Here is a 20,747-nt window from a genome sequence, read left to right on the forward strand (position 1 = left end):
GACGGCCGCGTACAACCCTCACCGGGGTGAGCGTGTCCAACTGTCGTGGCTCAGGTACTCGACTTCCCTGCCGCGCCGAGCGGCGCGGCCGTCCTCAGGCCCCGCAGGCCCGGGGCGCCCGGTGGCATGCCGGTGATCGCGCCCATGCCCGCAGCGCGGCCCGCCCGCATACCCAGTCAGCGTGACGGAGCCGAGTACGCCGAGGACGGGACGGCCGCCGGTACCACCGTCGACCACCTCACCGAGACCTACCGGGCGCACTACCGCTCCCTGCTGGGTCTCGCCGCCCTCCTGCTCGACGACACCGCCTCCTGCGAGGACGTCGTCCAGGAGGCCTTCATCCGGGTCCACTCGGCGCGCAAACGCGTCCGCGACCCGGAGAAGACCCTCGCCTACCTGCGTCAGACGGTCGTCAACCTCTCCCGCTCGGCCCTGCGCCGGCGCATCCTCGGACTCAAGCTGCTGTCCAAGCCGATGCCCGACATGGCGAGCGCCGAGGAGGGCGCGTACGACCAGCTCGAGCGCGACTCCCTCATCAAGGCCATGAAGGGCCTCCAGCGCCGCCAGCGCGAGGTCCTGGTCCTGCGCTACTTCGCGGACATGACGGAGGCCCAGGTCGCCGATACCCTCGGCATCTCGCTGGGCTCCGTGAAGGCGTACGGCTCGCGGGGGATCGCCGCGCTGCGGGTCGCGATGGAGGAACCGGTGTGAGCGGCGAGGGCAACTCCGATGGACGGCGCCACGAGCCTTACGCGTGGCATGAGCCGACCGGGGAAGGCGAGCACGAGCCGACCCGGACGGCGAGGCAAGAGCACAAGCAACCGCACGCTGGGAACGGAACTGTGAATCAGGGCCCCGATGATCTGAGCTCCACGGGGGAGTTCGACTCGGACGAGCTGGCACTGCGACGGATGCTGCACCAGGCGGTCCAGGAGATGGAACCGCGGGACGGCACCCTGGACCATCTGCGCAAGGCGGTGCCCGCGAGACGGGCGCGCAAGCGGCAGGCCGTGGTCGGCATGGCGGCCGCCGCCCTCTTCTTCGGCACCGCCATCCCCGCCGTCGTGCACGTCTCCTCCACCGGCACCAGTGCCAACACCTCCAACGCCGGGCACACCTCCCAGATGCAGGGCGGCGCGGGCCAGGGCAAGCAGGAGAACGGCGGCGAGTCCACCTCCGGCGGCTCCGCGGGCAAGACCGAGGACAAGGACAAGGGCGAGCCGAAGGGCGACGACAAGGGCAGGACGGCGGGCGCCAGCACCGGCGCCGGCAGCGGCAGCGACCCCTCCGCCACGACCTCCGAGAACGCCCAGGTGTGCACGGCCGCACAGCTCGGCGCCCCCACGGCGAGCACCGCGGTGCCCGACGCCTCCGGGACGGTCTACGGCACCTTCCGCGTCACCAACAGCTCCTCCGCCGCCTGCACGGTCGCCGGTCCCGGCATCGTGACGCCGAGCGCGCAGGGCGCGGCCGACAGCAGCAAGATCGGCGGGCTCCGGCACACGTCCGGCGACGCGGCCTCGGCCGGGCTGCCCGACCCGTCCCAGGAGGTCTCCCAGCTCGTGCTCCAGCCGGGGTCCGCCTACGACGTGCGGTTCGCCTGGGTGCCGTCCGGGACCTGTCCCACCTCGGAACCCTCGACCGACCCGACCCCCGACCCGTCGACCTCCCCGGACACCTCCACCGGCGAGGGCTCCTCGACCGGCGGCGACACCGGCACCTCCACCCAGCTCGTCACGGAGGACGGCGCGGCCGACGGCAGCGTCCTGGTGACGTACACGACGGAGGGCGGCGGAGCGTCGGCGTCCACGACGGTGACCAACGCCTGTGCGGGGACCGTGTACTGGACGGGTGTGCTCACCTCGGCGTGACGGCGTGACGGCGTGACGGCGTGACGGCGTGACGGCCTGACAGGGTGCAGGGCCCCCGGTGGGGCGTGCGGGCGTCGGGGGACGCCCGGCTTCAGGCGGTCGCCTTCTCCTGCGCCTGCTCCGGGGACGGCTGCGCGTCGTCGTCCGGCAGGATGCCCAGCGCCGCGTCCCGGGCGAACTCCACCTCGCGGCGCAGCAGCCGGAACCACATGAAGACCACGAAGCCGGCGAAGACGAACCACTCGCCGGTGTAGCCGAGGTTCTGGAATGCCTTGAGGTCCAGCCCGCTGTCGGCGGGCGCGGTCGCCGGTACGGCCTTCATCCCCGCGTCACCGGCGTTGAGGGTGACCCACGCGTCGTACACGTCGTACGGCACCAGGTTGATCAGCGAGGCCGCGCTGATCGCCGCGGTCTGTCCGGCCGGGAGCCCGCCCCGCGCGCTGACGCCGTTGTCCCCCGGGGTCTCCGACGCCTGGAGCGCGCCGGTGACGGTGACCTCGCCCTTCGGCGCGGCCGGGACCTTCGCCGGATCGGGGGTGCCCGGCAGCCAGCCCCGGACGACGGGCAGGGCCCTGCCGCCGTCGACGCGCAGCAGCGTCAGGACGTAGTAGCCCTCGCGGTCGTCCAGTTGCCGGTCGGGGACCAGGAGCTGCTTGTCGTAGCGGCCGGTGGCGGTGACCTGCTTGCCGGAGGTCGCCTTGTCCACCGGCAGCAGCTCGGCCAGCGGCCGCGCGGCCTCCCGCCCGTCGGTGACGACCGACTGCTCGGCGTCCCGGCTCTCCGCCATCCGGTCCTCGAACCGGCTGAGCTGCCACGACCCCATGAAGAGGCAGAACGGGATGGCGAGCAGCACGAAGACGTTGATGCCGAACCAGCGGGGCGTCAGCAGAAACCGGTACACACCCCCACGGTACGGGGCCGTCCCCGTCGGGCCGGGAGCGGGGTCAGTACCGCTCGGTCCGCAGGTGCCGGTCGCCCGGGTACGCGCGGCGGAACCGGAAACTCTCCACGGTCCTGCGCGGATCGGTCATGCGGACGAGTCTGCACCCCGCCACTGACAACGGGTCCGCAACGGCCTCCCCGCCCTGGTCGCGGGGGGTTCGGGCAAGTGGCGGGCAGAAGTTGTCCACAGGCTGGGGACCTCGTCTGCGGATTGTCTGTGAGGGCAGGCAGTATGGGGTCATGACTGAGAGCAACGGGTCCGCCGCGGCCGAGCGGAACAACGAGATGCCGGACTGGGAGAAGCGCTTCCGGGCGCCCCGGGTGTCGCTGCCCGACTGGGCGGAGGACGCCCCCGACCGCTCCCTGTTCGTGTCCAACGCCACGGGGACGTACGAGCTGTACGCCTGGGACCGGGCCACCGGCGCCCAGCGTCAGGTCACGGACCGGCCCAACGGCACCACGGACGGCCTGCTCTCCCCGGACGGCGCGTGGATCTGGTGGTTCGACGACAAGGACGGCGACGAGTTCGGCGTCTGGCGCCGCCAGCCCTTCGAGGGCGGCCCCGACGAACTCGCCGCACCGGGCCTGGACGCCTCCTACCCGGCGGGCGTGGCCCTGGGCCGGGACGGCCGGACGGCGGTCGTGGGCCGCTCGACCGACGACGAGGGCACCTCCGTCCACCTCGTGCGCACCGGCGAGGAGCCGGTGGAGATCTACCGGCACCGTGAGTCGGCGGGCGTCGGCGACCTCTCCCACGACGGCTCGCTGATCGCGATCGAGCACACCGAGCACGGCGACGCCATGCACTCGGCGCTGCGCGTGCTGCGTCCCGACGGCAGGGCGGTCGCCGAGCTCGACGACACCCGGGACGGCACCGAGGAGCTGGGCCTGGAGGTCCTCGGCTTCGCCCCGGTGGACGGCGACACCCGGCTGCTCGTCGGCCATCAGCGGCGGGGCCGCTGGGAGCCGCTGGTGTGGGACGTGGCCACCGGCGAGGAGACCGACCTCGCCCTGGACCTGCCCGGTGACGTGGGCGCCGAGTGGTACCCGGACGGCACGGGCCTGCTCATCGCGCACAGCTTCGAGGCCCGCAGCGAGCTCTTCCGGTACGACCTGGACAGCGGCAAGCTCGAGAAGGTCCCGACCCCGCCCGGCTCGGTCTCCGGGGCGACGGCCCGCCCCGACGGCAGCGTGGAGTACCTGTGGTCCTCCGCCGCCGAGCCGTCGGCGGTGCGCTCGACGACGGGCGAGGTCGTCCTGGACCCGCCGGGTCTGAAGTCCCCCGGCTCGGTGCCGGTGGAGGACGTGTGGGTGCAGGGTCCGGGCGGCCGGATCCACGCCCTGGTGCAGAAGCCAGCGGGGGCGACGGGACCGCTGCCGACGGTCTTCGACATCCACGGCGGCCCCACCTGGCACGACAGCGACTCCTTCGCGGCGGGCCCGGCGGCCTGGGTGGACCACGGGTACGCGGTCGTCCGGGTCAACTACCGCGGTTCCACGGGGTACGGCCGCGAGTGGACCGACGCGCTCAAGCACCGGGTCGGTCTGATCGAGCTGGAGGACATCGCGGCGGTCCGGGAGTGGGCGATCGGCTCCGGCCTCGCCGACCCCGCCCGGCTGATCCTCACGGGCGGCTCCTGGGGCGGCTACCTCACGCTGCTCGGCCTGGGCACCCAGCCCGACGCGTGGGCCCTCGGGATCGCGGCGGTGCCGGTCGCCGACTACGTCACGGCGTACCACGACGAGATGGAGGCGCTGAAGGCGATGGACCGGACGCTGCTGGGCGGCACGCCGGAGGAGGTGCCGGAGCGCTTCGAGGCGTCGTCGCCCCTGACGTACGTCGACGAGGTCAAGGCCCCGGTGTACATCTCGGCGGGGGTCAACGACCCCCGGTGCCCGATCCGGCAGATCGACAACTACGTGAAGCGGCTGGAGTCCAGGGGGGCGGTGCACGAGGTGTACCGGTACGACGCCGGGCACGGCTCGCTGGTGGTGGACGAGCGGATCAAGCAGGTGAGGCTGGAGCTGGACTTCGCGGCGAGGTATTTGGGGTAGCGGGGAGGACTTCGGCTGCGGGTGCGTGGGGGGCCGGTCGCGCAGTTCCCCGCGCCCCCAGGTGGGTGCAGCCGAAGTCGGCCCAGCCGTACCCGTCCGAGGGGCGCGGGGAACTGCGCGATCAGCCCCCACCCGGTCGCAGCCCGCGACGAACGGCTATGTCCCCGTCCGCTCCCGTCCCCTGCGCCCCAGCAACTCCGCGAGCCCCCGCCGCGTGGCCGCCAGCACCACCCGGTCCGAGGCCTGAAGCAGATACGTGTCCGGCAGGTCCCACATCAGCCCCGGGGAGTCCCCGGACTCCTCCCGGGCCAGTACCCGCCAGGACCCCGCCCGGAACGCCTCGCCCACCGTTCTCCCCTCCAGTTGGGGATGCCCGGCCACGTCCACCGCGGCGAACAGCAGCACCCGCCGCTCCACCGGGAACGCCCCGAGGATCTGTCGTCCCATCATCGCCCCGGCGAAGGCGGGAGCCGCCAGGTGGGAGACGCTCCGGCTGCGCGTGGAGGCCCGGGGGTGCGCGGCCCGGAGGGTCCGGTACACGGCGGTCGCGAAGTCGTCGTCGTACAGCCGCAGCACCACCCGCAGGTCGGGCCGCACGGCCCGGGCGTACAGCACGGCCTCCAGGTTGGTGGTGTCCGCGCTGGTCACCGCGAGCAGGGCGTGCGCGCGGTGGATCTTGGCGGCCTCCAGGACCCCCTCCTGGGTGACGTCCCCGAGCACCACCGGCACCCGCAGCCGCCGCGCGGTGGCCAGGCCGCGGGCCTCGGGGTCGGACTCGACGCACACCACGGGGATGTTCAGCTCCCGCAGCCGGGTCAGCACCCGGGTGCCGATCTTGCCCAGACCGAGGAGCACGACGTGCCCGCCGAGGCCCCGGGGCGGTCTGCGCAGGGAGGACGTGGTGCGGAAGGTGCCGAGGGCCTCCAGGACCGCCGCGAGGAGGACCGGGAGGAGCAGCAGTCCGGCGAGCCCGGACAGGAGTTGGAGGATCTGCCGTCCGACGGACTCACCGATCGCGGGGTCGTCGATCGCGAACAGGTCGAGCAGGGTCAGGTAGAAGGCGCGCAGCGGATGGATGCCGGTCACCAGCCACAGGGCGACGGCGAGCGCGACCACGCACCCCACCATCCCGGCCAGCGACCAGCGCAGCCGGCGTGAGAACAGCGACGCGAACCAGGGCATCACACCACGCCCGTCGGGCAGCGCGGGTCCGGCGTACGACACCTGCTCCAGCACCACGGTCGCGCGTCCGCCGCCGTCCCGTACCGCCGCCGCGTCCGGCAGCAGGGTCGGGCCCTGGTCGCCGCCGGGCCCGGAGGTGTCGGTCGGCGAGAGGAGGGCGAGCGTGGCGAGGCTCGGATCGGCGCTCGCCCCGGCGCCGGCCGGCGGCCGTTCGACCGCCCGCAGCAGCAGGCCGCCGGTCTGGAGCACCTTGCTGGTGCCGGTCAGGGCGGTGGCGGCCAGTGCGGGGGCGGCGGTGTCGGCGTCGGAGAGCACGGTCGTGGAGGCGTCGAAGCCGCTCCCGTCGGCCGGGCCGCCGGCGGCCAACGCGGCGGCCTGGTCGAGGAGTTCCTCGATGTGCTGGCCGAGGCGCCGGTTGTAGAGGCGCAGGACGAGCCGCAGTCGGGGGTTGAGGCGGCGGGCGGTGAGGGCGGCGCGGATGTTGGTCTCGTCGTCGTCGTACACGAGCGCGAGGGCGTCCGCCCGTTCCACGCCGGCCTCGGCGAGCGCCGTCTCGTTCGGTTCGGCGGCCTCCATCAGCCGTATGCCGCCCGGGGGTTCGCCGGCGGCGGTGACAGCGGCGGCGCCGCTGCCGTTGCCGGTCAGCCCTGCCGCGGCGGTCACCACCCGGTCGAGGAGGGCGGAGGCGGCGCGGGCCCGTACCACCACCGGTGGCCGCACGGATCGTTCGGAGGCCGGGACGACCAGGGTGACCTGTTCGCCGTAGACCCCTCTGAGCTCGGCCGCCAGCCGGTGCGCGAGCCCGTCGTCCCCGCACACCACCATGTGCGCTGCTGCCGTGTCGCCCGGCAGTCCGGGACCCTGGTTCGGAACGCTCCCCACGAGGGAGAAGACTGCCCTACCGGGGCGGGTGGTGCCACGGCGCACCCACCGTCAAGAAATCCCCAAACCGCCGCGCACGCTGAGCAATCGGACCCTCCCGGCCGTACGCACCGGCAGGGAGACCAGCACCCCACCTCGGAGGGACCCCGGCCGTGGCCGTGACCAAAGCACCCCCGCCCACGCGGGACACCGGCGAGGAGCGCCCCCCGGACGTGCGGGGCGGGGCCGAGCGGCGCCTGAACTCGCCCCTCGTGCTGACCCTGTTGATGCTGCTCGTGGTGCTGCTCCAGGGGCCGATCCGCGGGGCGCTGGGCGCGCCCGTCATGCAGAGCTGGATGACGGTGTTCGTCGCCGTGCTCGTGCAGGCGCTGCCCTTCCTGGTGCTCGGGGTGCTGCTGTCGGCGGCGATCGCGGTGTTCGTGCCGCCGTCGTTCTTCGCCCGCGCCCTGCCGAAGAACCCCGCCCTCGCGGTGCCGGTGGCCGGGGTGGCGGGTGCGGTGCTGCCGGGGTGCGAGTGCGCGTCGGTGCCGGTGGCGGGCGCGTTGGTGCGCCGCGGGGTCACCCCGGCGGCGGCCCTCGCCTTCCTGCTCTCCGCTCCCGCGATCAACCCGATCGTGCTGACGGCGACCGCCGTGGCCTTCCCGCGCGACCCGGAGATGGTGGTGGCGCGGCTCGTCGCGAGCCTGCTGGTGGCGTGCGCGATGGGCTGGCTGTGGCTGCGTCTCGGCCGCACGGACCTGCTGAAGCCGCCGGCCCGGCACGCGTACGAGGGGCAGGGCCGGGGTGCCGCCTTCTGGGGTTCGGTCCGGCACGACGTGACGCACGCGGGCGGCTTCCTGGTGGTGGGTGCGATGGCGGCGGCGACCCTGAAGGCCGTCGTCCCGCAGACCTGGTTGCGTACGGCGGCGGAGAACCCGGTGATCGCGGTGCTGGCGCTCGCCGCGCTCGCGGTGGTGCTGTCGATCTGCTCGGAGGCGGACGCGTTCGTGGCCGCCTCGCTGACCCAGTTCTCGCTGACCGCGCGGCTGACCTTCCTGGTCGTCGGCCCGATGATCGACCTCAAGCTGTTCGCGATGCAGACGGGCACCTTCGGGCGGGCCTTCGCCCTGCGCTTCGCGCCCGCGACCCTCGTCCTGGCGATCGTGGTCTCGGTGCTGACCGGGTGGGTGATGCTGTGAACCGGCAGGCGCAGTCGGCGGTCCTGTTCGTGCTCGGCGCGGCCCTCCTGCACGCGGGCCTCACCGACCTCTATCTGCGGTACGTCAAGGCGGGCCTGCGCCCGCTGGTCCTCGCGGCCGGTGTCGTCCTCATCGCGACGGCACTCGCGACGGCCTGGTACGAGTGGCGGGCGGCGCCCGGGGAACAGGGGCACGCCCACCGCGAGCCCCGCGTCTCCTGGCTCCTCGTGCTGCCCCTGTTCGCCCTGATCCTGGTGGCCCCGCCGGCCCTCGGCTCCTACAGCGCGATGCGCACGGGGACGGCCCTGCAGCAGTCGTACGGCTACGCGCGGCTCCCGGAGAGCGGGCCGCTGCGGCTCGGCCTCGCCGACTACGCGGGCCGGGCCGTCTACGAGCACGGCAAGGGTCTGTCAGGGCGGCGGATCACCGTCACCGGGTTCGTCGCCCTGGACCGCTCGGGGGCGCCCTACCTGGTCCGGATGGCCCTCAACTGCTGCGCGGCGGACGCCCAGCCGGTCAAGGTCGGCCTGACCGGGCGGATCCCGCCGGTCCTCAAGCCGGACGGCTGGCTCCAGGTCACCGGCACGTACACGGCGAAGCGGACCAGGGACCCGGTGAACGGCGGCCCGATCCCCTACCTCGACATCACGGAGGCCCGGCCGGTCCCGACGCCGACCGATCCGTACGACGAGACCTGGAACAACTGACGTCCGGCCCTTCTGGTGCGCCGGGCCGACCCGTCCGGCCCTTGCCGATGCCGGTGGCTCCCCCTAGCCTTCGATCTGACGACCCATCAGATACCGGCTAGGGGGCAGGCAATGGCCGTCACCACCGAGAGCGGAACCCGGGACATCCCCAGAGTCATCAGCGTCGACGATCACGTGATCGAGCCCGCGCACCTCTTCGAGACCTGGCTTCCGGCGAAGTACCGGGACCGGGGGCCGAAGCCGCTCACCGCCGGCATCGGGGACCTCGCGTACGTGGGCGGGAAGTACCGGTTCAGCACCGATCCGGAAGGCCAGCTCACGGACTGGTGGGAGTACGAGGGCGAGCTCTTCCCGTACAAGCGGATCATCGCGGCCGTCGGTTTCTCGCGGGACGAGATGACCCTCGACGGGATCACCCGAGAGCAGATGCGGCGGGGCTGCTGGGACCCCAAGGCCCGGATCGAGGACATGGAGATGAACCATGTCGAGGCCTCCCTGTGCTTCCCGACCTTCCCGCGGTTCTGCGGGCAGACCTTCGCCGAGGCCAAGGACAAGGAGGTCGGGCTCGCCTGTGTGCGCGCCTACAACGACTGGATGGTCGAGGAGTGGTGCGGGGACAGCGGCGGCCGGCTGATCCCGCTGTGCCTGATCCCGCTGTGGGACGTCGAGCTCGCGGTCGCGGAGATCCGCCGCAACGCCGAACGGGGCGTCAGGGCCGTCACGTTCAGCGAGATCCCGACCTACCTGGGGCTGCCGTCGATCCACTCCGGCTACTGGGACCCGTTCTTCGCGGCCTGCGAGGACACCGGGACGGTCGTCAACATGCACATCGGCAGCAGCTCCCAGATGCCGGCCGCCTCTCCCGACGCCCCGCCCGCGGTCCAGGCATCCCTGTCCTTCAACAACGCCATGGCCTCGATGATGGACTTCCTCTTCTCCGGGGTCCTGGTGAAGTTCCCCCGGCTCAAACTGGCGTACAGCGAGGGCCAGATGGGCTGGATCCCGTACGCCCTGGAGCGCGCCGACGACGTATGGGAGGAGCACCGGGCCTGGGGCGGGGTCCGGGACCTGATCCCGGAGCCGCCCTCCACGTACTACTACCGGCAGATCTTCTGCTGCTTCTTCCGCGACCGGCACGGCATCGAGGCCATCGAGACCGTCGGTGTGGACAACGCGACCTTCGAGACCGACTACCCGCACGTCGACTCGACCTGGCCGCACACCGAGCAGGTCGCCCGGGAGCACGTGGCGGGACTGTCGGAGGACGTGACCTACAAGCTGCTGCGGGGCAACGCGATCCGGATGCTGCAACTCGACCTCGACCGGTAGGTGGGCGGTTCGGTCACCCGGCCTCTCACCCGCGGTGGAGAAGGCGGCAAAAGACCCGACCGCTGGCGACGGGGGATGCACCAGCGGTCGGGCTGTGGCCAACACTAACAAGGCCGCAGGAACAGCGGGAGCGGACTGCTCGGCTGCGGGGAGAAGTTGTGATCGGGATCACGTAATACGCTTCAGTCGCACGGAGGATCGTACGAGAGCCGCGGCAGGTACTCCTTCCAGGCCTCGCGCGTCAGAACGTTCGCGGTGGTGGCGCAGACGCGGTCGATGGCCTTGTCGACGTCCAGGTCCCACAGCCGGATGGTGTCCGCGCCGCTGGAGACCCCGAGCATGCGTCGGTCGGGGCTGAAGGAGAGGAAGCCGCCGGTCTTGGCGCTGGGGCTCATCGACCGTCCGATGGGGCCGGCCGCGGACGGGTCGGCCACGTCCCAGAGCCGGACCGTGTTGTCGTGGCCACCGCTGGCCAGCGTGGCGCCGTCGCGGCTGTAGGTCAGCGACACGACGGCCTCACTGTGCCCGGTGAGCGCCGCTCCCGTCTGCTCGGCGTGCCGGGGGTCGCTCACGTCCCACAGCCGGACCGCGGCGTCGTCGCCGCCGCTGGCCAGGGTGTGCCCGTCCGGACTGAAGACGAGCACGTTGACCGGCCCGGTGTGCCCGGTGAGCGGCGTGCGGAGCGGGGTCGGACGGGCCGGGTCCGTCACCTTCCACAGCCGGATCGTGCCGTCCGCGCTGCCGCTGGCCAGGGTCCGGCCGTCCGGGCTGAAGACGAGGCTGTCGATGTACCCCCGATGGCCGGCGATCGGGCCGTGCGAGACCGGGTGGGCCGGGTCGGTGACGTCCCACAACTGGAGGCGGCGGCTGTCGTAGGCGGTGGCCAGGGTGCGTCCGTCCGGGCTGAACGCCAGGGCGTCCGGACCCATGAACCGGGAGTGCAGGACGAGCGACGGACCGTAGGGGACGGGGTGGGCGGGGTCGGTGACGTTCCACAACTGGACCCGGCCGGTGGTGAGCACCGCGAGCGTGCGGCCGTCGGGGGAGAACAGCACCTGGGAGAACGGGTCGCGCACCACGGGGGTGAACGGCTTGCCCAGGGCCACGGGCCGGTCCGGGTCCGCCACGTTCCACAGCCGGATCCGCCCGTCCCGCCCGGCCGTGGCGAGCACGTCGCCGTCGCGTCGGAACGCCCCGCTGCTGCCCACCAGGTCCCCGGCCGGGATCGACCACAGGCGCACCTTGCTGTCGCCGCTGCCGGTCGCGAGCGTACGGCCGTCGGGGCTGAACCCCAGCGCGTACATCTCACCGCTGCTCCCGGCGAGGGGCTCGCCGACCTGTGAGGGGTACTCCGGGTCGCTCACGTTCCACAGGCTCGCCGTGCTGTCCGCGCTGGCGGCGGCGAGCGTGCTCCCGTCCGGGCTGAAGGCCACCGACCAGATGGGTCCGGTGTGGCCGGTGAGCGGCGAGCCGACCGGAGCCGGGTCGGCCGGGTCCCGCACGTCCCACAGCCGGACGCCGGCGTCCGCGCTGCCGCTGGCCAGTTCGGTGCCGTCCGGACTGAAGGCGACCGAGTGCACCAGCCCGGTGTGCCCGGCCAGCACCTTGTCGTACGCCGTCGGCCGCCGCGCGTCGGCGGTGTTCCACAGGCGGATCGTGTTGTCGTCGCCACCGGCGGCCAGCGTGCGCCCGTCGGGGCTCCACGCCACGGACCGCACGGCGGCCCCGGCCCCGGTCAGGACGACGGGCGCCTTCTTCGACCCGTCCGTGTTCCACAGCCGTACGGTGCGGTCCTCGCCGGCGGAGGCCAGCGTGCGCCCGTCCGGGCTGAACGCGATCAGATAGATGGTGCCCCGGTGACCGGTCAGGGGAGCGCCCAGCGGTTTCGGCCGGCGGGGGTCGGAAAGGTCCCACCGCCGGATCCTGCCGTCGTCGCCGGCACTGGCCAGGGTCCGGCCGTCCGGGCTGAAGACCGCACTGCTCACCCAGCTCGTGCCGCCGGTGAGGGGGGCGCCCAGCGCTTTGGGGTGCCGGCGGTCGCTGACGTCCCACAGCCGGACCGTCCGGTCGTAGCTGGCGGTGGCGAGGAGCTTGCCGTCCGGGCTGAACGACGTCAGGTAGACGGCCCCGGTGTGACCGGTGAGAGGGGTGGCCAGCGGCGCGTTGACGATGGAGATCAGCCGGGTGTTGGTGCCCTCGTCGTGGGGCCGGAGGCGATGTGCGACCAGGTCGATCCGGGCGGACAGCGACGGGTCCGTGTACTGGACGCGGTCCGCCTCCGCGACGACCTGCTCGAACACGGCGTCGTTGCGCTGCTGCCAGGCCACCACCGCCGAGCCGACGGCCACCAGCGCGAGGACGACCAGCGCCGACACCGCGCCCCGGGCGATCAGGACGGTACGCCGGCGCAGTCGGACCGAGGCGGCCAGGAACTCCACCGCGCTGCGGGTCAGATAGGTGTCCCCGGCGGACTTCGCCCAGCTCCGTGCCTGTTCCAGCCGCGAGCCGCGGTACAGCAGCGAGGAGTCCCGGTTCGAGCCCTCCCAGGAGCGGCCGTCCTCCTCGATGCGCTGGCGCAGCAGATGGTCGCTGCGGTCCTCGTCGATCCACTCGCGCAGCCGCGGCCACGCCGTCAGCAGCGCCTCGTGGGTGATCTCCACGGTCTCCGCGTCCAGCGTCACCAGGCGGGCCCGGACCAGGGCCTCCAGCGACTCCTCCGTCTTCCCCGGGTCGGCCGACTCCGCGGCGAGCTGGCGCCGGGTGCCGCGCCGGCGGGTGGCCTGGGTGTCCTCGTTGAGCCGCACCAGACGCAGCAGCAGCAGGCGGGCCGCCGTACGCGCGGCCGGGTCCAGCCGGGACCAGGCGCGCTCGGCGGTCGCCGCGACCGCGCCCTGGATACCGCCGGCCGCCCGGTAGCCGGCCACGGTCAGCCGCCCCGCCTTGCGGCGCTGCCAGGTGGCCAGCAGGGCGTGCGAGAGCAACGGCAGTACGCCCGCGTCATGCGCCCCTCGCGGGCCGTCGGCGCTCACCTCGCGCACGATCAGCTCCGCGAGCCCCGGCTCCAGCTCCAGGCCCACGGCCCGGGCCGGACCCGTCACGGCCTCGCGCAGTTCCCCGCCGGTGAGCGGGCCGAGCACCATGTGCCGGTGCTGGAGTGCGTCGGCCAGCTCGGGGTGGTCGAGACAGCGCTCGTAGAAGTCGGCGCGGATGCCGAGCAGGACCAGGGCGGGCGCCGGCGCGTCCGGGCCGGCGGGCGTGCACGCGGCGTGCAGCAGGCGGACGAAGGTACGCCGGACCGTCTCGTCCGAGCAGAGGGTGAACGCCTCCTCGAACTGGTCGACGATCACCACGGGCGGGGCGGTGGCGGCCTCGCGCTGAGCCCACGAGGCGACCGCGTCCCGGACGGTGTGCGCGAATTCGGGAGGGTGATCGATGTCCGGTCCGCCGGTCCGCGCGGCGGCGACGACCGGTTCCAGTTCGGGTATCCGGCCGGTCAGTTCGGTGAGCGGGTCGGCGCCCGGCACGAGCTGCAGGACCGGGCGGCCGCCGTCCTCGTCGGCACCGCCGAGCGCGCCCTCCTCCAGGGCGGTCACCAGACCCGCGTTGAGCAGCGAGGACTTGCCCGCGCCCGAGGCGCCGACGAGCATCACCAGGCCGCCGGTGCCGGTCTCGGCCGCCGAGCCGAGCAGGTGGACGAGGGCCGCCGTGCTCCGTTCCCGGCCGAAGAACCAGCGGGCGTCCTCCTGCCGGTAGGAGGCGAGGCCCCGGTACGGGCAGACCCCGGCGGGGGGTTCAGGCTGCGGGCTCTCGTCCTCGTCCGGCGCCAGCGCGCGCTCCCACAGCTTCTGCCACTGGCCGAGGTCGTACAGACCGGCCGAGACGGGGGTGGGACTGATCCGCCGGGCTTCGGGAATGAGGATGTGCAGCACGGCCGCGAGGGCGGTGAACTGAGCGGGTACGTTGCGGGCCCGCCGCCAGTCGCTGATGCGCTGCGCGGACACCCGGACCGGGCGCCCCCGCTCGTCCACGCGCTGGAGCCGGCCGACTCCCTCGGACACGCGCTTGAGGGGCGGATTCCCTGCCTCCCTGTACAACAGTGCGAGACGCTCCGCGAAGGCCGTGCGTGCTCCTGAGTCGGAGCTCAAGGTCTTCCACCCCTTACTTCCCTCGCCTGTCGAATCCGGACCGGAAAACTCACTTTATACGGCTGACCTGCGGCAACGCACTGTCTCCGGCACCGGAACCTCCTCTGTCGAGCCCCTGGCTGGCAGGATCACGACCCTGCGGCCCAGCCATCGGGCGACGCCATGACAGGCCACCAGCCCAGCGCCCCGCATGCCACTCAGCGCGCCGCATGTTCTCGGCCACATTCCGCCCACGGTCACCCGCTTCCTCCGGTACCGGTCCCCACGAGGGGAGGGACCGGTACCGGACGAAGCGGGACGATCACCGGCCGCCCCTACACTGGGTCCGGCGGTTGACCCCAGAGGACGGGAGAGGGCTGTGGCGAAGATCGTCGGCGGTTTCCAGGACCCGTCGTCGGAGGTGCTCGCCGAGGCGGCCGCCGTCTTCGGGCTCCTCGCCTCCTCCGCCCGGCTGCACATCATGTGGGCGCTGTCCCAGGGCGAGAGCGACGTCTCCCACCTCGCCGACCGGGTCGGGGGTGCGCTGCCCGCCGTCAGCCAGCACCTCGCGAAGCTGAAACTCGCCGGCCTCGTGCGCTCCCGCCGCGACGGCCGCCGGCAGATCTACTACGTCGACGACCCCGACATCGTGACCGTGGTCCGTGTCATGGTCGGCCAACTGACCGCCCGCGAGACCTCCTCCGCACCCTCGGACCGCCTGCGCGAGGCCGGTGTCTGAGCGGTTGGGGGCGCGGGGGGAGAACGCGGGCGCCTCCTCTGCCGGGGCGGGAGGTGCGTCCAGGGACGGCACTCCGTCGGTGGGAGTCGATCCGATTGCTCCTGCCGGGCCGGTGCCGTCGGAGTCCGGGGTGCTCGCCGGGGCTGCGTCCGTTCCTTCGGGCGAGGCCGCCGACCCTTCGTCGCCCTCGCCGGGACCTCCCGTTCTGCGGGTCGTCCCGTCCGTCGGCTCCGGCGCCGGGCGGGGCACGGATCCCGGAGGCGGGTCGGACGGGAGTCTTCTCGAGGTGCTGCGGGGGCTCGGGGTCGGGCCGCGCGGGCTGACCGAGGCGCAGGCCGAGGAGCGGTCGGCGCGGTTCGGGGCCAACGCGCTGCCGGACGGCCGGGACCCCTCCTGGCCCCGTCTGTTCGCCCGGAGCGCGCGGGACCCCTTCACCGCGGTGCTGCTCTGCCTGGGACTGGTGTCGGCCGCCGTCCTCGCCTGGGGCACCGCCTCGGTGATCCTCCTGCTCGTCGTCGTGAGCTGTGTCCTGCGGGCTTCCGGCGAACACCGCGCCGGTCGCTCCACGGCGGCACTGCGCCACCTGGTGGCGACCACCGTCACGGTCCAACGCCGGGCCTCCGAGGACAGCGCCCCGGCCACCCGCGAGATCCCGGTGGCGGAACTCGTCCCCGGCGACGTCGTACGGCTCGGCCCCGGCGACCTGGTCCCCGCGGACGTACGACTGCTGCGCTCGACCGGGCTCACCGTCCACCAGGCCGCACTGACCGGGGAGTCCGCGCCGGTGGCGAAGTCCGCGGACGGGGAGCCGGGGGAGGGCGGTGTCCTCCAGGACCCCCGGCACTGCTTCCAGGGCAGCAGCGTCGCCTCCGGCAGCGCCACCGCAGTGGTCACCGCGACCGGCGGCGACACCCGTCTCGCCGCCGCCCACCGCCGTACCGGCAAACCCCCGGCGACCGCGTTCGAGCGTTCCGTGCGGGGGGTCTCCTGGATCCTGATCCGGTTCGCGCTGCTGACCCCGCCGCTGGTCCTCATGGCCAACGCCGCCCTGCGCGGCCGCGGCCTGGAGACCCTCCCCTTCGCCGTCGCGGTGGCGGTCGGGCTGACCCCGGAGATGCTGCCGGTCCTCGTCACCACCTGCCTGGCCCGCGGCGCCGCCCTGCTGGCCCGCACCCACGGTGTGATCGTGCGACGGCTGCCCGCCCTGCACGACATCGGCGCCATGGACGTCCTGTGCGTCGACAAGACCGGCACCCTCACCCGGGACCGCCCGGTCGTCCACCGCGCGCTGGACGCGGACGGCCACGACGACTCCGAGGTACTGCGCACGGCGGCGGCCGCCGCCTGGTGGTCGCTCCAGCTCGCCGACCTCCCCGCCGCCGACGCCCTCGACGAGGCCCTGCTCGCCGCCGCCGACGAGGACGCCCTCACGGCGTACGACGGCGTCACAGCCCTCCCCTTCGACCCCGCCCGGCGCCTCGCCACCGTGGTCGTCCGCACCCCCGGCCGGCTCGGCGCGCACACCCTGATCACCAAGGGCGCCCCGGAGGCCGTACTGCGACGCTGTGCGCTCTCCGACGACGAGCGCTCCCGTCTGCGCGAACTGGCCGACGCACAGGCGGCGGACGGACTGCGCGTCCTCGCCGTCGCCACCGCCGAACGGCCCGCCGGAGACCGCCCCCGCGAACACGGCCTCACCTTCCGCGGCCTGGTCACCCTCCGGGACGAGCTCGCCCCCACCGCCGCCGCGGCCCTCGCCGGACTCGCCGCGCGGGGCGTCACCGTCAAGGTCCTCACCGGCGACCACCCGGGCACCGCGGCCCGGGCCTGCCGTGACCTCGGGATCCCGGCGGCCGGGGTCCGCACCGCCGACCGCCTCGACACCCTCACCGACCCCGAACTCACCGAACTCGCCCGCCGTACGACCGTCTTCGCCCGCTGCACCCCCGAGGACAAGACCCGCATCGTGCGCGCCCTGCGGGCCGGCGGCCACACGGTCGGCTTCCTCGGCGACGGCGTCAACGACCTGCCCGCCCTGCGCACCGCCGACGTGGGCGTCGCCCCCCGCGACGCGGCCGGGGTGACCCGCGAGAACGCGGACCTCGTCCTCGCCGGGAAGGACCTCACCGCGGTCGGCCACGCGGTCGCCGCCGGCCGTCACGCGGGCGGCAACATCGCCACGTACCTGCGCATCACGCTCTCCTCCAACCTCGGCAACGTGATCGCGATGCTCTCGGCGGGCCTCCTGCTGCCCTTCCTGCCGATGCTCCCGGCGCAGGTCCTCGTGCAGAACCTGTGCTTCGACGCGGCCCAACTGGCCTTCGCCCACGACCGTCCCGACCCGTCCGCCCTGCGCCGGCCGAGCGTCCTGGACCCCCGGCGACTGCTCCGGTTCATCGTCGGGTTCGGTGCCCTGAACGCCGTGGCGGACCTGGCGACCTTCGGTGTCCTGGCCCTGGCGCTGCGCGGCCCGGGCGACGACGAGGCGATGTTCCACTCGGGCTGGTTCACGGAGAACCTGCTGACGCAGGCCGTGGTGATGGTGCTGCTGTCCCTGGGCTCAGCGGGCCGTGGCGGCCGCCGGCCGGGCCCGGTGACCTGGTCCGCCGCGGCGCTGGCCGCGACCGGTCTGCTCCTGCCCATGTCCCCGCCCGGCGCTGCCCTCGGCATGAGCGCACTGCCCGGCGTGTACTACGCGCTGCTCGCGGCCGTCCTCGCCCTGTACGCCGTGGGCCTGCTGGCGGCACGGCGCCGCACCGGTGACCGCCCCGGCGGCTGACCGTCTCAGGGGCAGGCGATGTCGAAGCCGTACCGCAGGGGTTCCTCGGTCACGCCGTGGTCGAGCCGGTAGACGTAGACGCCATCGACCCGCACCCCCGACGGCGCGCCCTCCGTGCGGCAGGGGTACGACACCTGCACGACCCGGGGCCGGTCGGTGACCTTGACCCGCATCCCGTGGGCCGGTCCGCCGTCGAGGACGGCGACTTCCCAGCCGGTCACGCCGGCCGTCTCCACTGTCTCCGCTGCGTCCACGGCGACAGTTTAGAGGTCGCGCAACCGTCCGGGGAGGCCGATGTCCTCAGCGCGGGGCCGCCGGCCGGTCCCCGGGCTCGCCGGAGGTCATCCCGCGTTGTTCAGGGCCGGGTGACGGCGGGCGGACGGGGGGTCGGTGGGCGTGTCCTCCGCGTCGGCGTGGGGTGAGTCCGGGGCCGCGGCCGGGGCCGCTTTCGCGCCGGGCCGGTCCGCCGCCGTGACCGTCGTGTCCGCCGGATCCGTCGTGTCCGCCGTGACCGTCGTGTTCTTGCGCCTGGTCAGTCCGACGCCTGCCAGGACCACGGCCATGCCCAGCACGACCCGGACGCTCAGGCCCTCGCCGAGGACGACCGCGCCGAGGAGCACGGAGACCACCGGCAGCAGATAGCCGACCACGGCGGCGTTCGTGGCGCCCTCGTCGTTGATGATCCGGTAGGTGAGGTGGAAGGTGATCGCGGTGCAGAAGACGCTGAGGACCAGGGCCGCGACCACGACCGCCGGGCCGGGGTCGATCGCCTCCAGGCCGCCGACCGGCAGCGCCACGGCGGTCAGCCCGCTCGCGGCGACGAGCTGCGCGGCGGACAGCGAGATGGTCGGGGTGCCCCGGCGGACCAGGGTGCGGCCCATGTAGGTGAAGGCGACGGCGTAGCTGGCGGCCGCGCCGAGGATGGCGAGGGCTCCCCAGCTCGTGGCCCCGGCCGACTGCCAGGGGGCGAGGATGAGGATCGTGCCGGCGAAGCCGAGGAGCAGGCCGGCCAGGCGGGCCGGGCGCAGTCCGCGTTCCGAGCCGAGGGCCAGGCCGAGGGCGATCGACCACAGCGGGGTCGTGGCGTTCAGGACACCCGCGAGCCCGGAGTCGACGGTCTGCTGGCCCAGGCTGAACAGGGCGAACGGCAGCGCGTTGCAGAAGAAGGCCGCGACGGCGATGTGCCGCCAGACGGTCCGCCCACGGGGCAGGCGCCGGCCCGACGCGTAGCAGGCGACGGTGAGGACGAGCGCGCCGAGCAGGCAGCGGACGAACGTGACCTGGAGCGGGGAGAGACCGCGCAGCGCCAGTTCGATCCAGAGGAAGGTCGAGCCCCACAGCAGGGCGAGCACGGCCACCCGCACTCCGCCCCGCAGACTCCGTGTACCGCTGTTCACGATGCTTCCCTCCGTTCGGCCGCCGTACGACTCGGTCGACGGTCCGGTCCGTTCCGTCCCGTTCTTCGACGATGCCCCAGTCGAACTGTGAGGACAAGCAAATGGTTCTACCTAGTCTGTTAAGCTGTGCTACATGCTTGACGTGAGGCGCCTCCAGGTCCTGCGCGCGGTCGTCACCAGCGGGACGGTCACCGCGGCCGCGGCCCACCTCGGCTACACCCCGTCCGCTGTCAGCCAGCAGGTCGCGGCGCTGGAGAAGCAGGCGGGCACGGCCCTGCTCGAACGGGTGGGGCGGGGAGTGCGGCCGACCCCGGCGGGCCTGCTGCTCACCGAGCACGCGGCGCTGATCAGCTCGGCGGTCGCGCAGGCGGAGACCGCTCTCGCCGACCTCCGCGCCGGGCGCATCGGCACCCTGTCGGTCCGCTACTTCGCCACGGCGGGCTCCACGCTCGTGGCCCCGGCCCTCGCCCGGCTCCGCGCGGAACACCCGGGTGTACGGGTCGACCTCGAACTCGCCGACCCGGACGACCCGTTCGAGGAGGTGGCCCGGGGCCGGGCCGACCTGGCCGTGGTCGTGCAGGCGCGGGGCCGGGTGGGGGACGGGTTCCGCCTGGTCCACCTGCTCGACGACCCGTACGCCGCCGTCCTGCCGCTGGGGCATCCGCTGGCGGACCGGGAGGTCGTCGACCTGCACGAGCTGTCCGGGGAGCAGTGGGTCGGCAGCGAACCGCCCGGCCCCTGCCTGGAGCCGGTGATCGACTCCTGCGCGGCGGCCGGTTTCAGCCCCGACTTCGTCATTCGCAGCGAGGACTACGCCACCGCGCAGGGGTTCGTCGCGGCCGGCCTCGGTGTCGGCCTGATGCCACGACTGGGCCTGCGCGGCCGCCACCCCGGGGTCGTCGTCCGCCCGGTCCGCAACCCCGAACCGGTCCGCGTGATCTCGGCGGTGGCCCGCGAGACCGCCCTCGACCAGCCGGCCCTCCGCGACCTCCTGACAGCCCTCCGGGACGCGGCGACGAACGACCCCGCTGCACGGTGACCTCCGGCGGGTGGAGGGTCCGGGGCGTGCCCACCACCCGACCTGCGCCGCTGTCCCCTCCGCGGGGGCGGTGCCGGGGGTGTGCTGCTGGGGTGCCGGCTTGGGTTTCTCGGCCGGGTTCTTCGTAGCGCTTGTCCGCTCATCCCGCCTGCGCGGCGCCGGCCTGTGAGTGGGCGGGGGCAGTCGCGCAGGTCAGGTGGTGGGACTGGGCTCCTCGGGTGCCGGCCGGGGCCCTCGTGGCGCCTGCCTGCCCTGCCCTCCGGTGCTGTCGGGGTTCTCGGCTTGGGCTTCTCGGTCGGGTTCTTCGTAGCCCTTGCCCGCCCGGCCCGTCCGTGCGCCTGGGTGGCGGCGCCCGCCAGTCGGCGGGACAGCACCGCAGGTCAGATGGTGGGGCCGGATGCGTGCCGTCGGGGTTCTCGGCTTGGGTTTCTCGGTCGGGTTCTTCGTAGCCCTTGCCCGCCCGGCCCGTCCGTGCGCCTGGGTGGCGGCGCCCGCCAGTCGGCGGGACAGCACCGCAGGTCAG

General features: G+C 73.8%; 14 protein-coding genes. 9 read left to right on the plus strand and 5 right to left on the minus strand.

Going from position 1 to position 20,747, the window contains the following annotated elements; genetic code table 11:
* Positions 1–45 precede the first annotated feature (45 nt).
* Together ACZ66S_RS20140 and ACZ66S_RS20145 are read left to right on the plus strand one after the other, a co-directional pair.
* Positions 46–711 (plus strand): SigE family RNA polymerase sigma factor, encoded by a 666-nt coding sequence (locus tag ACZ66S_RS20140; RefSeq protein WP_469902849.1) that lies wholly within the window; start codon positions 46–48, stop codon positions 709–711.
* Between the two features lie 131 nt (positions 712–842).
* Positions 843–1,871 carry a hypothetical protein gene (locus ACZ66S_RS20145; RefSeq protein ID WP_469902850.1) on the plus strand — a complete coding sequence of 343 codons (1,029 nt, stop codon included), beginning with the start codon at positions 843–845 and terminating at the stop codon, positions 1,869–1,871.
* Between the two features lie 91 nt (positions 1,872–1,962).
* Here ACZ66S_RS20145 and ACZ66S_RS20150 read toward each other — a convergent pair whose 3' ends face one another.
* Positions 1,963–2,772, minus strand: coding sequence for an SURF1 family protein (locus ACZ66S_RS20150; RefSeq protein ID WP_469902851.1), 810 nt, complete (start codon positions 2,770–2,772; stop codon positions 1,963–1,965).
* Positions 2,773–3,053: 281 nt separating this feature from the next.
* Between ACZ66S_RS20150 and ACZ66S_RS20155 the strand changes: the two genes are divergently transcribed.
* Complete coding sequence (locus ACZ66S_RS20155) at positions 3,054–4,868, plus strand: S9 family peptidase (protein ID WP_469902852.1); 1,815 nt, start codon at positions 3,054–3,056, stop codon at positions 4,866–4,868.
* A 156-nt stretch (positions 4,869–5,024) separates the two neighbouring features.
* On the opposite strand, the gene ACZ66S_RS20160 is transcribed toward ACZ66S_RS20155, so the two are convergent.
* Positions 5,025–6,875 (minus strand): NAD-binding protein, encoded by a 1,851-nt coding sequence (locus tag ACZ66S_RS20160; protein ID WP_469903035.1) that lies wholly within the window; start codon positions 6,873–6,875, stop codon positions 5,025–5,027.
* Between the two features lie 209 nt (positions 6,876–7,084).
* Between ACZ66S_RS20160 and ACZ66S_RS20165 the strand changes: the two genes are divergently transcribed.
* The 3 genes from ACZ66S_RS20165 to ACZ66S_RS20175 all read left to right on the plus strand — a co-directional run bounded on the left by ACZ66S_RS20165 (position 7,085) and on the right by ACZ66S_RS20175 (position 10,146).
* Positions 7,085–8,110, plus strand: a complete 1,026-nt coding sequence (locus ACZ66S_RS20165) for a permease (protein ID WP_469902853.1) — start codon at positions 7,085–7,087, stop codon at positions 8,108–8,110.
* On the plus strand, positions 8,107–8,817 hold the full coding sequence (locus ACZ66S_RS20170) for a TIGR03943 family putative permease subunit (protein ID WP_469903036.1): 711 nt from the start codon (positions 8,107–8,109) through the stop codon (positions 8,815–8,817). Before ACZ66S_RS20165 ends, ACZ66S_RS20170 begins: the two co-directional genes overlap by 4 nt.
* A gap of 111 nt (positions 8,818–8,928) precedes the next feature.
* Positions 8,929–10,146 (plus strand): amidohydrolase family protein, encoded by a 1,218-nt coding sequence (locus ACZ66S_RS20175; protein ID WP_469902854.1) that lies wholly within the window; start codon positions 8,929–8,931, stop codon positions 10,144–10,146.
* A gap of 182 nt (positions 10,147–10,328) precedes the next feature.
* On the opposite strand, the gene ACZ66S_RS20180 is transcribed toward ACZ66S_RS20175, so the two are convergent.
* Positions 10,329–14,291: an nSTAND1 domain-containing NTPase gene (locus ACZ66S_RS20180; protein ID WP_469902855.1), complete on the minus strand. Its 3,963-nt coding sequence runs from the start codon at positions 14,289–14,291 to the stop codon at positions 10,329–10,331.
* 358 nt (positions 14,292–14,649) lie between these two features.
* Between ACZ66S_RS20180 and ACZ66S_RS20185 the strand changes: the two genes are divergently transcribed.
* Together ACZ66S_RS20185 and mgtA are read left to right on the plus strand one after the other, a co-directional pair.
* Complete coding sequence (locus ACZ66S_RS20185; RefSeq protein WP_469902856.1) at positions 14,650–15,009, plus strand: ArsR/SmtB family transcription factor; 360 nt, start codon at positions 14,650–14,652, stop codon at positions 15,007–15,009.
* A 130-nt stretch (positions 15,010–15,139) separates the two neighbouring features.
* Positions 15,140–17,788 carry a magnesium-translocating P-type ATPase gene (gene mgtA / locus ACZ66S_RS20190; RefSeq protein WP_469902857.1) on the plus strand — a complete coding sequence of 883 codons (2,649 nt, stop codon included), beginning with the start codon at positions 15,140–15,142 and terminating at the stop codon, positions 17,786–17,788.
* A gap of 5 nt (positions 17,789–17,793) precedes the next feature.
* Here the strand turns inward: mgtA and ACZ66S_RS20195 are convergent, their stop codons facing one another.
* Together ACZ66S_RS20195 and ACZ66S_RS20200 are read right to left on the minus strand one after the other, a co-directional pair.
* A complete protein-coding gene (locus tag ACZ66S_RS20195) occupies positions 17,794–18,024 on the minus strand; it encodes a hypothetical protein (RefSeq protein ID WP_469903037.1) in 231 nt (76 codons plus the stop codon).
* 105 nt (positions 18,025–18,129) lie between these two features.
* Positions 18,130–19,185 carry a DMT family transporter gene (locus ACZ66S_RS20200; RefSeq protein ID WP_469902858.1) on the minus strand — a complete coding sequence of 352 codons (1,056 nt, stop codon included), beginning with the start codon at positions 19,183–19,185 and terminating at the stop codon, positions 18,130–18,132.
* 133 nt (positions 19,186–19,318) lie between these two features.
* Here ACZ66S_RS20200 and ACZ66S_RS20205 point away from each other — a divergent pair, with 133 nt between their 5' ends.
* Complete coding sequence (locus ACZ66S_RS20205) at positions 19,319–20,224, plus strand: LysR family transcriptional regulator (RefSeq protein WP_469902859.1); 906 nt, start codon at positions 19,319–19,321, stop codon at positions 20,222–20,224.
* Positions 20,225–20,747: the final 523 nt, after the last annotated feature.

Source organism: Streptomyces sp. NPDC107471, from assembly GCF_055582845.1.

Excerpts from the sequence above, each read along its gene's own strand:
- ACZ66S_RS20155 (WP_469902852.1), top strand. The coding sequence starts at position 3,054 with ATGACTGAGAGCAACGGGTCCGCCGCGGCCGAGCGGAACAACGAGATG.
- ACZ66S_RS20160 (WP_469903035.1), bottom strand. The coding sequence starts at position 6,875 with ATGGTGGTGTGCGGGGACGACGGGCTCGCGCACCGGCTGGCGGCCGAG.
- ACZ66S_RS20175 (WP_469902854.1), top strand. The coding sequence starts at position 8,929 with ATGGCCGTCACCACCGAGAGCGGAACCCGGGACATCCCCAGAGTCATC.
- ACZ66S_RS20205 (WP_469902859.1), top strand. The coding sequence starts at position 19,319 with ATGCTTGACGTGAGGCGCCTCCAGGTCCTGCGCGCGGTCGTCACCAGC.